The organism is Paraburkholderia sp. GAS334 (assembly GCF_050436625.1).
Taxonomy (GTDB): Bacteria; Pseudomonadota; Gammaproteobacteria; order Burkholderiales; family Burkholderiaceae; genus Paraburkholderia.
The window spans coordinates 191,126-205,101 of record NZ_JBNDMO010000010.1; the positions used below are offsets into that span (position 1 = coordinate 191,126).

8 protein-coding genes are annotated in these 13,976 nt (G+C 61.5%); 4 read left to right on the forward strand and 4 right to left on the reverse strand.

The window, feature by feature from the left end; genetic code table 11:
* The first annotated feature begins 167 nt into the window (after positions 1–167).
* Complete coding sequence (locus P3T21_RS20120) at positions 168–974, forward strand: IclR family transcriptional regulator (protein ID WP_429257702.1); 807 nt, start codon at positions 168–170, stop codon at positions 972–974.
* A 112-nt stretch (positions 975–1,086) separates the two neighbouring features.
* On the opposite strand, the gene pbpG is transcribed toward P3T21_RS20120, so the two are convergent.
* Entirely contained in the window at positions 1,087–2,229 is a 1,143-nt protein-coding gene (pbpG, locus tag P3T21_RS20125; protein WP_429257703.1) for a D-alanyl-D-alanine endopeptidase, read from the reverse strand.
* A gap of 777 nt (positions 2,230–3,006) precedes the next feature.
* Between pbpG and P3T21_RS20130 the strand changes: the two genes are divergently transcribed.
* Entirely contained in the window at positions 3,007–3,582 is a 576-nt protein-coding gene (locus P3T21_RS20130) for a phasin family protein (RefSeq protein ID WP_429257704.1), read from the forward strand.
* 283 nt (positions 3,583–3,865) lie between these two features.
* Here the strand turns inward: P3T21_RS20130 and lpdA are convergent, their stop codons facing one another.
* The 3 genes from lpdA to aceE form a co-directional block, all read right to left on the reverse strand.
* On the reverse strand, positions 3,866–5,644 hold the full coding sequence (gene lpdA, locus P3T21_RS20135) for a dihydrolipoyl dehydrogenase (protein WP_429257705.1): 1,779 nt from the start codon (positions 5,642–5,644) through the stop codon (positions 3,866–3,868).
* Between the two features lie 286 nt (positions 5,645–5,930).
* Entirely contained in the window at positions 5,931–7,589 is a 1,659-nt protein-coding gene (gene aceF / locus P3T21_RS20140; RefSeq protein ID WP_429257706.1) for a dihydrolipoyllysine-residue acetyltransferase, read from the reverse strand.
* 79 nt (positions 7,590–7,668) lie between these two features.
* Positions 7,669–10,365 carry a pyruvate dehydrogenase (acetyl-transferring), homodimeric type gene (gene aceE, locus P3T21_RS20145; RefSeq protein ID WP_429257707.1) on the reverse strand — a complete coding sequence of 899 codons (2,697 nt, stop codon included), beginning with the start codon at positions 10,363–10,365 and terminating at the stop codon, positions 7,669–7,671.
* A gap of 275 nt (positions 10,366–10,640) precedes the next feature.
* Between aceE and fixL the strand changes: the two genes are divergently transcribed.
* Together fixL and fixJ are read left to right on the forward strand one after the other, a co-directional pair.
* The gene (gene fixL / locus P3T21_RS20150; protein WP_429257708.1) at positions 10,641–13,154 is read left to right on the forward strand and encodes an oxygen sensor histidine kinase FixL; all 2,514 of its coding nucleotides are present in this window, start codon (positions 10,641–10,643) and stop codon (positions 13,152–13,154) included.
* Positions 13,151–13,795, forward strand: a complete 645-nt coding sequence (gene fixJ / locus P3T21_RS20155) for an oxygen response regulator transcription factor FixJ (protein WP_429257709.1) — start codon at positions 13,151–13,153, stop codon at positions 13,793–13,795. Before fixL ends, fixJ begins: the two co-directional genes overlap by 4 nt.
* The last annotated feature ends 181 nt before the right edge of the window (positions 13,796–13,976 follow it).

Genomic DNA, 13,976 nt, shown 5'->3' on the forward strand with positions numbered 1-13,976 from the left:
CCGATTATCCGCTGTCTGGCGTGTAAAACCAACGCCACTGGCCATTCGGACAAGATTCGGAGCGATTCGAGTCCGCCCTCGAGTCTGTCTCGAATGGCGTTCGCTTTTTTCACTATACGAGATACAATCAATTTTTCGCTGTTTGACGCGTCAACTGATTTCTCCCCATGAGCGACACGAACCCGGATCCCAAGACATCGATCCAGGTGATCGAGCGCATGATGCGCCTGCTGGACGCCCTTGCTGCGCATAGCGACCCGGTCAGCCTGAAAGAGCTCGCGCAACGCACCGAGCTGCACCCTTCTACTGCCCACCGTATCCTGAACGACATGGTGACGTGCCGTCTCGTCGACCGTTCCGATCCAGGCACGTACCGGCTCGGCATGCGTCTTCTCGAGCTCGGCAACCTGGTGAAGGCGCGCCTTTCGGTTCGCGACGCCGCGTTGACGCCGATGCGCGAACTGCATCGTTCGACCGGACAAACCGTGAACCTGTCGGTGCGCCAGGGCGACGAGATCGTCTATATCGAGCGGGCCTATTCCGAACGGTCGGGTATGCAGGTGGTCCGCGCGATTGGCGGCCGCGCGCCGCTGCATCTGACTTCGGTCGGCAAGCTCTTTCTCGCCGCCGACGAATCCACCCGCGTGCGCGCCTACGCCACGCGCACCGGCTTGTCCGGCCATACGCAGAACAGCATCACCGATCTGGCCAAGCTCGAACGTGAGTTGCTCAATGTGCGCCAGCAGTCGTGTGCACGCGATAACGAGGAGCTGGAGCTCGGTGTGCGCTGCATCGCGGCTGGGATTTACGACGACACGGGTCGTCTCGTCGCAGGGCTTTCCCTGTCCGCGCCGGCGGATCGTCTGCAGGACTCGTGGCTCGGGCAGTTGAGCCAGACTGCGCTGGTGATTTCGGAGTCGCTCGGCTACCGGCCGCAGCCGCAACCGGGCGGCGCACAGGCACAGCACGCCTGACCTTTCGGATCCAGTCTGATCCCGGCCCGGACGAACCGGCAGCGCCAATGAAAAGCCCCGCAGATGCGGGGCCTTTTTACGACCTTGCCAACCCGGGAAGAGAACGACGCAATCAGGTGCCCGCGCCGCCGGCGTCCGCGCTGGTGATATGCGCTTCGCCGCCGTTATCGATCCAGGTCCGCAGACGCGTTGCGTCCGCAAAACGCGAATACTTGCCCGACGAATCGAGCAGCACCATGATCATCGGACGGCCATTGATGGTGGCCTGCATCACGAGGCACTCGCCGGCTTCATTGATGAAGCCCGTTTTCTGCAGACCGATATCCCATGACGGGTTACGTACCAGCGCGTTCGTGCTGTTGTACGCGAGCGACCGCTTGCCGGTGAACACCTCGTAGCTGCGATCGGTCGAGAAGTGACGGATCATCGGGTATTGATACGCTGCGTTCACCATCTTCACGAGGTCACGTGCGCTCGACACGTTCTGGCTCGTAAGGCCGGTCGAGTTCTCGAAGTGCGTGTCGTTCATGCCCAGCGCCTTCGCCTTGGCATTCATCGCAGCGAGGAAAGCCGGACGACCGCCCGGGATGTAACGCGACAGCGCCGCCGCCGCGCGGTTCTCCGACGCCATCAGCGCGATGTGCAGCATGTCTTCACGCGACAGCACGGAACCGACCGCCAGACGCGAGCGCGTGTTCTTCTCGTAATCGCGATCTTCGTCCGTAACTTCGATCTGCTCGGTCATCGGCGCTTTCGAATCGAGCACCACCATCGCGGTCATCAGCTTCGTGATCGACGCGATCGGCACGACGGCGCGCGAGTTCTTGTCGAACAGCGGCTCGGACGAATTCTGGTCGACCACATACGCGACGCTCGAACGGAGCATCAGCGCGTCGGGGGTTTCGTGCAGACCGAATGCCTGACCGACGGTTTGCTGGCGCGGCTCGAAAGCCACCTGACGCACGCCCGAATGATGGCGACCGTTCATCGAGTACGAAACGCGCCGCTTCTTCGACGTGGCGCGCGGCGCGTCATCATCAGGTTTCGCGGCGACGACGGTCGCAGCCGTTTTTCTGGATTTGGTCGCTTTTGCCGGTTTGGCAGGCGCGGTGTCGGTGGCAGTGGCTGACGCGGCAAACGCGTCAGCAGGCACAGCGAACGCCGCCGTGATGACCAGCGAGGCGGCCACCGAGAGAGCGGTGCTGATAGCCGCGCCGTGGATCACTTTTAGCGACGAAAACATGTCGGTTTTCATTGGTGTTCTATATGGAGCGGCAAGAGTTGTCCGCAAGTGTAGTAAAACCACGAAAAATTAGCAATATTAAGCACTTAAAGGCCCTCCTTAAACCGGCTTGTCAGGTCCGATTGTAGAAAGCCAATAAATATGGCGCGTCCGATCAAGAAAAATGATCGGACGCGCCAGACAGTCTGTTGTGACGCGCGGCGCCCGGGATCCGTGCCCTTCTACCAGCATAACGGCAATTCCGCAGCAAGCTTGATGAGGGGAAACACGGCCCGCGCGGCGACGCGGCGCGGACGCCCGCATAAGCCAAGGATTTGCCCTTACTCCACGCGAGGCGTGGCGACTCGCGCACCGCCGCATTTTTGTTAAGCGCGCGCTGTAAAAACCGGCGCCGCGCGTTCGACCGCAATGATCTTTTAACGTTCCGTGACAGATTTCGGTTTACCGCAGGGTCAGCGATTTTGCCATCGATTGTCAGTCTTTGCTGACCGCCGCCCGGCCGCCCGCAGCCTGCCTGACAGCGTTACCGGACGCACCGCCACGGTGCAAGTGATTTTCTGACGGCTTCACACGAATGTCATACGCACTTCATAACCTTTTGTTTTATCGAGAAATTCTCGATATTGTGCAGCGCACAAAAAACGCTTGACTTTCGAGATGGCTGTCCTAAAATGGGAACCATTGCTGCGACGCACAAAAGACTGTTGCCAGTGCGTGTCGACAGCTTTGCCGGTTGTATTAACCCAACGCGGTCCGCGTTTAGACGGACCGCTTTCCAGGAGCGTAAACATGACCCTGCTGACCCCTGAGCAATTCGCCGCAGCACAAAAGGCCAACCTCGAAACGCTGTTCGGCCTCACCGCCAAGGCTTTTGAAGGCGTGGAAAAGCTCGTCGAACTGAACCTGCAAGTCGTGAAATCGACGCTTGCAGAAAGCCAGGAAAATGCACAACGGGCGCTGTCGGTGAAGGATGCGCAGGAACTCCTCGCACTGCAAGCCAGCCTCGCCCAGCCGGTCGCCGAAAAGGCACTGTCGTATGGCCGTCACGTGTATGAAATCGCCTCGGCTACGCAGGCTGAATTTGCCCGCGTCGCAGAAGCCCAGTATGAAGAACAGAACCGCAAGGTGCAGTCGCTCGTCGAAAACGTCGCGAAGAACGCACCGGCTGGTTCGGAAACCGCCGTCGCCGTGATCAAGTCGGCCATCACCGCCGCCAACACGACGTACGAAACGGTTCACAAGGCAACGAAGCAGGCTGTCGAAATCGCTGAAAGCAACTTCAATGCAGCCGCTACGGCCGCATCGAAGGCTGCCTCGCAAGCTGCAGCGCAGGCATCGCGTACGACCAAGAAGGCGACTGTCTAAGGTTTTACTGGACGTCGGCAGCCTGTAGTACCTTGGGCGAATAGATCGAGGTAGTCGATCAAGCTGGTGTATCACGCAACAGCGCCCGGCAGCCCGCCGTGTTCCACGGTGGGCTGCCGGGCCCGACGCTCCGATACGTTCGAACAGTGCGTATCGTTTCCCCGGCCACCGCCGGGTTTTTTTTGGGGCGCCGGTATTGCCGCGGACCTTGAACAGCCGAAAAAAACGGCGCGCCCCGTAAAGGGCGCGCCGTTTTTCTTTGGCCTGACAAGACCGCGAAACGTTACTTCTTTTTCTGTGGCGGCAAATCCGTACAGACGCCTTCATACAATTCAGCCGCCATACCGATCGACTCGCCGAGCGTCGGATGCGGATGGATCGTCTTGCCGATATCCGCTGCGTCCGCGCCCATTTCGATCGCGAGGCACACTTCGCTGATCAGGTCGCCGGCGTTCAGCCCGACGATCCCGCCGCCGATCACGCGATGCGTTTCATGGTCGAAGATCAGCTTCGTAAAGCCTTCGTCGCGACCGTTGGCAATCGCGCGGCCCGATGCGGCCCACGGGAACACCGCCTTGCCGTACTTAATGCCTTCGGCCTTGCACTGGTCTTCGGTCTTGCCGGCCCACGCCACTTCCGGATCGGTGAACGCGACGGACGGAATCTGCAGCGCGTCGAAGTACGCCTTTTCGCCGTGCGCGGCTTCGGCTGCGACATGACCTTCGTGCACAGCCTTGTGCGCGAGCATCGGCTGGCAGGCAATGTCGCCGATCGCGAAGATGTGTGGCACGTTGGTGCGCATCTGCTTGTCGACTTCGATGAAGCCGCGATCCGTCACGGCAACACCGGCGTTTTCTGCGCCGATCTTCCTGCCGTTCGGGCTGCGGCCTACCGCGACGAGCACGAGGTCGTAGCGCTGCGGTTCAGCCGGTGCCTGCTCGCCTTCGAACGAAACGTAGATGCCATCGTCCTTCGCAACGGCCGCCGTTGTTTTCGTCTTCAGCATCAGGCTGGCGAAGCGCTTGCCGCTGTACTTCTCCCAGACCTTCACGAGATCGCGGTCGGCGCCCAGCATCAGGCCGTCGAGCATTTCAACGACGTCGATCTGCGAACCGAGCGCCGCGTACACCGTCGCCATTTCGAGGCCGATGATGCCGCCACCGATCACGAGCATGCGCTGCGGAATCTGCGTCAGTTCGAGCGCGCCGGTTGAGTCGATCACGCGCGGATCTTCCGGGATGAACGGCAGCTTCATCGCCTGCGAGCCGGCAGCAATAATGGCGTGCTTGAACCTGACGACCTTCTTGCCGCTGTCGGTCTGCACTTCCATGTGATGCGGATCGACGAACGCGCCGACGCCGGTCACGACTTCGACCTTGCGCATCTTCGCCATGCCGGCGAGACCGCCGGTCAGCTTCTTGACGACGCCTGACTTGAAGTCACGCAGCTTGTCGAGATCGATCTGCGGCTTGCCGAACGTGATGCCGTGCGCACTGAGCGCTTCGGCTTCGTCGAGGACGAGCGCCGTGTGCAGCAGCGCCTTCGACGGGATGCAGCCGACGTTCAGACACACGCCGCCAAGCGTTGCATAGCGTTCGACGAGCACCGTCTTCATGCCGAGATCGGCCGAGCGGAACGCGGCGGAATAGCCGCCAGGACCCGAGCCGAGCACGAGCATGTCGCACTCGATGTCGGCGTTGCCGGAGAAGCTGCCAGCCTGTGGCGCGGCGGCGGGCGCGGCGGCGGGTTTGGCGGCTGCAGGAGCCGCGACTTTCTCAGGTTCTCTGGCGGCCTCTTTAGGCGCTTCTTTAGCCGAACCGGCGTCGGCCGATTCGACGATAGCGATGACGGTACCCTGGGAGACCTTGTCACCGGCTTTGACCTTGACTTCCTTGACGGTGCCGGCGGTATCGCTGGGCACCTCGATGGAAGCCTTGTCGGATTCGAGCGTCATGAGTGCCTGCTCGACCTCGATGGTGTCGCCGGGCTTGATATTGACTTCGATGACATCGACGTCCTTGAAATCGCCGATGTCCGGCACCTTCACTTCGACGAGACTCATTAGTGTCCCCTTCTCTTATTGACCGTGTTGACGAAGGAAAACCTGCCGGCTTACTGCGCGAAAGGTGCGACAACATGAGCGAGACACCCTTTGCCGTCCGCCCAAGGACGCGCCTTTCTTTTGCCTGCTTTTCTTTGGAAGACGCCCCGAAGGAAGTCCCATGGGACAAAGAAAAGCAGGTGCTGCCCCGCACAGGGGCGACGCTAGCAGACCGGCAAGAAAGCAGGTTTAGCGAGAGACGTGGATCACAGATGGACCAGACCCACGTCGCGCTCCAGCGTCAAAATCAAAGAATCACACGCCGAAAATCGGCAAGAACCGCAGCGAGATACGCATTAAACCGGGCGGCTTCGGCGCCATCGATGACCCGATGGTCGTACGACAGCGACAGCGGCAACGTCAGCCGCGGAACAAACTGCTTCCCATCCCAGACCGGCTTCATCGCACCGCGCGACAACCCAAGAATCGCGACTTCAGGCGCGTTGATGATGGGCGTGAAATTCGTCCCACCAATCCCGCCCAACGACGAAATCGAGAAGCAGCCGCCTTGCATCTGATCCGGCTTCAGCTTGCCTTCACGCGCGGCCTTCGACAGATCGGCCATTTCCTTCGCGATATCGACGAGACCCTTCTTGTCCGCATCGCGGATCACGGGCACGACGAGACCATTCGGCGTATCGGCAGCAAAACCGACGTTGTAATACTGCTTGAAGACGAGGTTATCGCCATCGATGCTTGCGTTGAACGTCGGGAATTTCTTCAGCGCGTAGACGACGGCCTTGATCACGAACGCCAGCATCGTGAACTTCACGCCAGCCTTTTCGTGTTCCTTGTTCAGTTGCACGCGCAGCGCTTCGAGCTCGGTGATATCCGCTTCGTCGTTGTTCGTGACGTGCGGAATCATGACCCAGTTGCGATGCAGGTTCGCGCCCGAAATCTTCTTGATGCGCGACAGCGGCTTCGGATCGATCGGACCGAACTTCGCGAAATCGACCTTCGGCCACGGCAGCAGGTTCAGCTCGCCCCCGCCTGCGGCAGCCGGCGCACCCGCCGCCGGCGCAGCGCGCTGGCCGGTCATCACGCCCTTCACGAACGCGGTGACGTCGTCCTGCGTGATACGTCCCTTCGGGCCCGTACCCTGCACACGCCCAACCTCGACGCCCAGTTCGCGCGCGAACTTGCGCACCGAAGGCGACGCGTGGCTCGCGCGCACGCCGCCTTCGCCAGCCTGAATGACCGGTGCCTGAGCGAGCACAGACGGCGAAGCCGGTGCCGGCGCGGGCGCCTGCGGCGCATCGGACGGCTTCTCGATTTCCTGTTTCGGCGCAGTCGCAGCCGGTGCGGCCGCGGCGCCACCTTCCGTCTCGAGCAGCACGATCACCGAGCCTTCCGACACGTTGTCGCCTACCTTGACCTTCACTTCCTTCACGATACCGGCCGCGGTGCTCGGCACGTCCATCGTCGCCTTGTCGGATTCCAGCGTGACGAGCGACTGTTCCTTCTCGACGCGATCGCCGACCTTGACCGCGACTTCGATGACAGGGATGTCCTTGTAATCACCGATGTCCGGGACCTTCACTTCCTGCACGCCACCACCTGAAGCGGCCGGCGCCGGCGCGGCAGCCCTGGAGGCCGCCGGTGCCGCGGCCGGCGCAGCTTCCTTCGCCGGCGCAGGCTTCTCAGCCGCCTTCGCACCGCCGCCTCCAGCGTCTTCGAGCACGACGATCAGTGTGCCTTCGGACACGTTGTCGCCGACCTTGACCCTCACTTCCTTGACGACGCCGGCGGCCGAGCTCGGCACATCCATCGTTGCCTTGTCGGATTCGAGCGTGACGAGCGACTGCTCCTTTTCGACGGTGTCACCCGCCTTCACCAGCACCTCGATCACAGGAATGTCCTTGTAATCGCCGATGTCCGGCACCTTGACTTCGATCGCTTGACTCATTGTTAGTGTCTCCTGGGCCGCGCACGCTTCCCCGCCCTTCAGGCCGGAAAGCGCACGGATGGCACTCGGGGGCGATGCCTTAGACGGTCATCGGGTTGGGTTTAGCGGGATCAAGGTTGTATTTCTTGAGGGCATCGGCCACAACCTTGCGCTCAATCGTACCCTCATCGGCGAGCGCATTCAGCGCAGCGACGGTGACCCAGTAGCGGTCGATTTCGAAGAAGTGACGCAGCTTCTCACGCGTATCCGAACGGCCGAAGCCATCGGTACCGAGCACGACGAAGCGCTGCGGCACGAAGGCGCGGATCTGTTCGGTCAGCGCGCGGATGTAGTCGGTCGAAGCGATGACCGGGCCCGGCGCATCCTTCAGCAGCTTCTCGACGTGCGAGACCTTCTTCTCTTCGGTCGGATGCAGCAGGTTCCAGCGCTGGACTTCGTGGCCTTCGCGCGCGAGTTCGGTGAAGCTCGGTACGCTCCACAGGTCGGCCGCGACGCCCCAGTCGTTCTTCAGCAGGTCGGCAGCAGCGATCACTTCGTTGAAGATCGTGCCTGCGCCCATCAGCTGAACGCGCGGCGCCTTTTTGTCGGCTTCGGCCTTCCTGAAGGAGTACATGCCCTTGATGATGTCGGCCGCTACAGCATCGCCCTGCGGAATCGCAGGATGCTCGTAGTTTTCGTTCATCACGGTGATGTAGTAGTACACGTCTTCCTGGTCCTGCACCATGCGGCGCAGACCGTCCTGCATGATGACCGCCAGTTCGTAACCGAACGTCGGGTCATAGCTCACGCAGTTCGGCACCGAAGCCGCCCACATCAGCGAGTGACCGTCTTCGTGCTGCAGACCTTCGCCGTTGAGCGTCGTGCGGCCAGCCGTGCCGCCCAGCAGGAAGCCGCGTGCGCGCATGTCGCCCGCTGCCCACGCCAGATCGCCGATCCGCTGGAAGCCGAACATCGAATAGAAGATGTAGAACGGGATCATGATCTCGCCGTGCGTCGAGTACGACGTCGCGGCTGCGATCCAGTCACACATCCCGCCTGCCTCGTTGATCCCTTCCTGCAGGATCTGGCCGGTTTCCGATTCACGGTAGAACATCAGCTGGTCGGAATCTTCCGGCACGTACTTCTGGCCGTCCTGATTCCAGATACCGATCTGACGGAAGAGACCTTCCATACCGAACGTACGCGATTCGTCCGGCACGATCGGCACGACGCGTTTGCCCAGCGCCTTGTCCTTCAGCAGGATGTTCAGGATCCGCACGAACGCCATCGTCGTGGAGATCTCGCGGCCTTCGCCCGTGCCCTTCAAGAGCGGCTCGAACACGTTCAGTTCCGGCACCGGCAGCGATTCGGCCTTCTGACGACGCGCCGGCAGGTAACCGCCCAGGTCCTGGCGGCGGCTGCGCATGTACTCGAGTTCCTTCGAGCCTTCCTCGAACTTGAGGTACGGCACGTTGACGAGTTCGTCGTCGGCGATCGGCAGACGGAACTGGTCGCGGAATTTCTTCAGCTGGTCCACCTGCATCTTCTTCTGCTGGTGGGTGATGTTCATCGCCTGGCCGGCTTCGCCCATCCCGTAGCCCTTGATCGTCTTCGCGAGGATGACGGTCGGATGGCCCTTCGAATTCGACGCTTCGTGGAATGCCGCGTAGATCTTGTGCGGATCGTGGCCGCCACGGTTCAGGTTCCAGATGTCTTCATCGGACCAGTCGGCAACCAGCGCCTTCAGTTCCGGCGTGTTGAAGAAATGCTCGCGAACGTACGCGCCCGATTCCGACTTGTACGTCTGATATTCGCCGTCGACGACGTCCATCATCCGGCGCATCAGTATGCCCGACTTGTCGCGCTGGAAGAGCGCATCCCAGCGGCTGCCCCAGATGACCTTGATGACATTCCAGCCGGCGCCACGGAATTCGCTTTCGAGTTCCTGGATGATCTTGCCGTTGCCGCGCACCGGGCCGTCGAGACGCTGCAGGTTGCAGTTGATCACGAACACCAGGTTGTCGAGACGTTCGCGGCCGGCCATGCCAATCGCGCCGAGCGATTCCGGTTCATCGGTTTCGCCGTCGCCGAGGAATGCCCACACCTTGCGACCGTCGGTCTTCGCCACGCCGCGCGCCTGCAGGTACTTCATGAAGCGCGCCTGATAGATCGCCATGATCGGGCCGAGGCCCATCGAGACGGTCGGGAACTGCCAGAAATCCGGCATCAGCCATGGGTGCGGGTAGGACGAGATGCCCTCGCCGCCCACTTCCTGACGGAAGTTATCGAGCTGGTTCTCAGTCAGACGGCCGAGCAGGAACGCGCGCGAGTACACACCCGGCGACGAATGGCCCTGCACGAAGATGAGATCACCACCGTGTTGATCAGACGGCGCGCGCCAGAAATGGTTGTAGCCCACGTCATACAGCGTGGCAGCCGATGCGAACGACGCGATATGGCCGCCGACGTTCGTATGCTTGCCCGCACGCAGCACCATCGCGATGGCGTTCCAGCGCGTGTACGAGCGGATGCGGTGTTCGAGATCCTGGTCGCCCGGGATCTGCACCTGGTTTCCGACGGGGATCGTGTTGATGTACGGAGTGTTTGCCGAGAACGGCAGATGTTCGCCGTGCACACGGGCGAATTCGATCTGTTTTTCGATCAGATAGTGAGCGCGGTCCGGACCGACCGCAGAAATCACGCCATCCAGCGCTTCCAGCCATTCGCCGGTTTCCTGGGGATCGTCGTCTTTTTCGGCGGCGACATATTTCATCACTTCGTCGGGTACAGCGGACATGCTCGTCTCCTGAATATAAGGAACGCTCTTTGAACAGACGACGCGGACGAAGCCCGACCGCGGCAGCTTTCCGGCGATTGTAATAAGGCGTCAGACCTCTCTGCAACTAAAATTTCGAATTGCGAGATCATTTCTCATAATGCGGAAAATTGTTGCGACGCACACTGAATTCACTGGCTTGTCGCGGATACGTCGGCTAGTTTGCTCCGATTAGAGCCAGTTTCGACCGTTTTTTGCGTGATTTCGCGAAGACGCGCTGCGCTACAATGCCACGCATGTTGACCGAACGCCTTTTCGCACGCTCGGCGCGACCGTCCGGCTCGCCGGCGGACACGCCGCCGTCCCGCTGGCACCATGGACCATGGTGGTCGAACTCCTATTTGCTGACGCCGCTGCTCTCGATCCTGGTGTTTCTGGTCGTCATGAGCCTGATCCTCTGGAGTCTCAACCGCCGCGAGCAGCAGACCCAGGAAGACACGCTCTACCGTAACGTGGCGTGGGCGCAGCAGCAGATCCGGCTTTCCATGACGGGTGCGCAGGAACAGGTGCAGGCGCTGGCACGCGATCTCGCCGCCGGCCACGCCGATCCGCATTCGTTCCAGGTGTCTACCACGGACATCATGCAGGGGCATCCCGAAATCCTCTACATGAACTGGTACACGAGCCAGCAGCAGCCGCGCTGGCCCAATACCGCGCTGCCGGTGTTCGGACAGCGTCTCGCCAAACCCAGCGACAACCAGATGGACGAGGCCGTGAAGGCCGCCTTCGCCGAAGCGCGCGACACGCGCCGCCAGGTCTATTCGCCGCTGATCTACGACGATCTTGGCAACGGCTACATCACATTGCAGACGCCGGTGTTCCGTGAACGGGAGTTTCTCGGCACGATCGCCGGGGTGTTTTCAGTCGAAGGCATCCTCAAGCACGACATCCCGCCTGAGCTCTCCGCGAAGTACAAGATCTCGATCATCGATGTGAACAACCGCGAGCTGGCCACGACGTCGACGCGTCCGCGCCTGCCGCGCGACGCGTTCTACGACCTGCCGCTCGATCCGCCCGGCCAGGGCGTCTCGGTGCGCGTGTACGCGTATCCGCAGATGACCAACTTCACGAACAACACGCTCGTCTGGCTCGTCGCCGGGCTGTCGTGTTTCGTGCTGTGGAGCCTGTGGAGCCTGTGGAAGCACACGCGCCAGCGCTTCGAGGCACAGCAGGCGCTGTACGCCGAAGCGTTCTTCCGTCGCGCGATGGAAAACTCGGTGCTGATCGGTATGCGCGTGCTCGACATGCACGGCCGCATCACGCACGTGAACCCGGCGTTCTGCCGCATGACCGGCTGGGACGAAAGCGACCTCAACGGCAAGACCGCGCCCTTCCCGTACTGGCCGCGCGACGCCTATCCAGAAATGCAGCGTCAGCTCGATATGACGCTGCGTGGCAAGGCGCCGTCGTCCGGATTCGAGCTGCGCGTGCGGCGCAAGGACGGCTCGCTGTTCCACGCGCGGCTCTATGTATCACCGCTGATCGACAGCTCAGGTCGCCAGACGGGCTGGATGTCGTCGATGACCGACATCACCGAACCGAAACGCGCCCGTGAAGAACTCGCGGCCGCGCACGAGCGCTTCACGACCGTGCTCGAAAGCCTCGACGCCGCCGTGTCCGTGCTCGCCGCCGACGAAGCCGAACTGCTGTTCGCGAACCGCTACTACCGGCATCTGTTCGGCATCCGTCCAGACGGCCATCTGGAACTGGCGGGCGCGGGTTTCGACAACGCGCAGGCTTCGTCGGATTCGATCGACATGGTCGATGCCTACGCCGGCCTGCCCGCCGCCGCGCTGACCGAAAGCACCGCCGATGCACAGGAAGTCTATGTGCAAGGCATCCAGAAGTGGTTCGAAGTGCGGCGCCAGTACATTCAGTGGGTGGACGGCCATCTCGCGCAGATGCAGATCGCGACCGACATCACGACACGCAAGCAGGCGCAGGAACTCGCGCGCCAGCAGGACGAGAAACTGCAATTCACGAGCCGGCTGATGACGATGGGCGAAATGGCGTCGTCGCTCGCTCACGAACTGAACCAGCCGCTCGCCGCCATCAATAACTATTGCTCAGGAACCGTAGCACTGGTTAAATCTGGTCGGACAACTCCCGACAACCTTTTACCTGTTCTGGAAAAGACAGCGCAACAGGCTGTGCGGGCCGGCATGATCATCAAGCGGATTCGCGAGTTCGTGAAGCGCAGCGAGCCGAAGCGCCAGGCAACGCGCGTCTCGGACATCGTCGCGGATGCGGTCGGTCTGGCCGAAATCGAGGCGCGCAAGCGCCGGATCCGGATCATCACCGACATGCGTTCGCGGCTGCCCGTGATCTACGTCGATCCGGTACTGATCGAACAGGTGCTCGTGAACCTGCTGAAGAACGCCGCCGAAGCGATGCATGATGCACGACCGAACGCCGTCGATCCGGTGATCCGCGTTGTCGTCCGGATGGAGAACGGCTTTGTCAGTATCAGCGTCGTCGATCAGGGTCCGGGCGTCGATGAAGGGACAGCCGAGCGCCTCTTTGAACCGTTTTACAGTACGAAGTCCGATGGCATGGGAATGGGGCTCAACATCTGCCGTTCCATTATCGAATCCCATCGCGGCCGCCTGTGGGTGGTGAACAACGTCGAATCTGACGGCCACATCACAGGTGCTACGTTCCATTGCAGTCTGCCTATTGGAGAGCCCGACGGCCCGAGCAACGGCGGGTCAGAGGCGCCGACACCACAAACCGTTACGGGAGAGACATGAACACCCCAGTCACCACACAGGAAACCGTCTTTGTCGTCGACGATGACGAGGCCGTGCGAGATTCACTGCGCTGGCTGCTGGAGGCGAACGGTTATCGCGTGCAGTGCTTCTCCAGCGCGGAGCAGTTCGTCGACGCCTACCAGCCCGCCCAGCACGCGGGCCAGATCGCGTGCCTGATTCTCGACGTGCGGATGCAGGGCATGAGCGGTCTCGAGTTGCAGGAACGCCTGATCGCCGACAACGCGTCGCTGCCGATCATCTTCGTCACGGGTCACGGCGACGTGCCGATGGCTGTGTCGACGATGAAAAAAGGCGCGATGGACTTCATCGAAAAACCGTTCGACGAAGCCGAACTGCGCAAGCTGGTCGAGCGCATGCTCGACAAGGCGCGCAGCGAAAGCAGCAGCGTCCAGCAGCAACGCGCAGCGGCCGAACGTCTCGGCAAGCTGACGGCGCGTGAACATCAGGTGCTGGAGCGGATCATCGCCGGCCGCCTGAACAAGCAGATCGCCGACGACCTCGGCATCAGCATCAAGACCGTCGAAGCGCACCGCGCGAACATCATGGAAAAGCTTAACGTCAATACGGTCGCCGACCTGTTGCGACTCGCACTGTCGAACAAGCCGCAACAAGCGCAGTAACGCCCGCCTCATCACCATGCTGGCCGGACCCAAACGGTCCGGTCAGCATGCGTTTCCCCAACGCCCCGCCGGCGTACCTGTGCATCGTCGTTCCGGTGCAGGATTGCAAGTACTTCTATTGATCACGCCTGGGACCCGCGTCGCGCATGCGATGGCATGACTCACAGGGACATTGTTTCGT

Coding starts and splice junctions, on each gene's coding strand:
- P3T21_RS20120 (WP_429257702.1), top strand. CDS start 168: ATGAGCGACACGAACCCGGATCCCAAGACATCGATCCAGGTGATCGAG.
- pbpG (WP_429257703.1), bottom strand. CDS start 2,229: ATGAAAACCGACATGTTTTCGTCGCTAAAAGTGATCCACGGCGCGGCT.
- P3T21_RS20130 (WP_429257704.1), top strand. CDS start 3,007: ATGACCCTGCTGACCCCTGAGCAATTCGCCGCAGCACAAAAGGCCAAC.
- lpdA (WP_429257705.1), bottom strand. CDS start 5,644: ATGAGTCTCGTCGAAGTGAAGGTGCCGGACATCGGCGATTTCAAGGAC.
- aceF (WP_429257706.1), bottom strand. CDS start 7,589: ATGAGTCAAGCGATCGAAGTCAAGGTGCCGGACATCGGCGATTACAAG.
- aceE (WP_429257707.1), bottom strand. CDS start 10,365: ATGTCCGCTGTACCCGACGAAGTGATGAAATATGTCGCCGCCGAAAAA.
- fixL (WP_429257708.1), top strand. CDS start 10,641: ATGTTGACCGAACGCCTTTTCGCACGCTCGGCGCGACCGTCCGGCTCG.
- fixJ (WP_429257709.1), top strand. CDS start 13,151: ATGAACACCCCAGTCACCACACAGGAAACCGTCTTTGTCGTCGACGAT.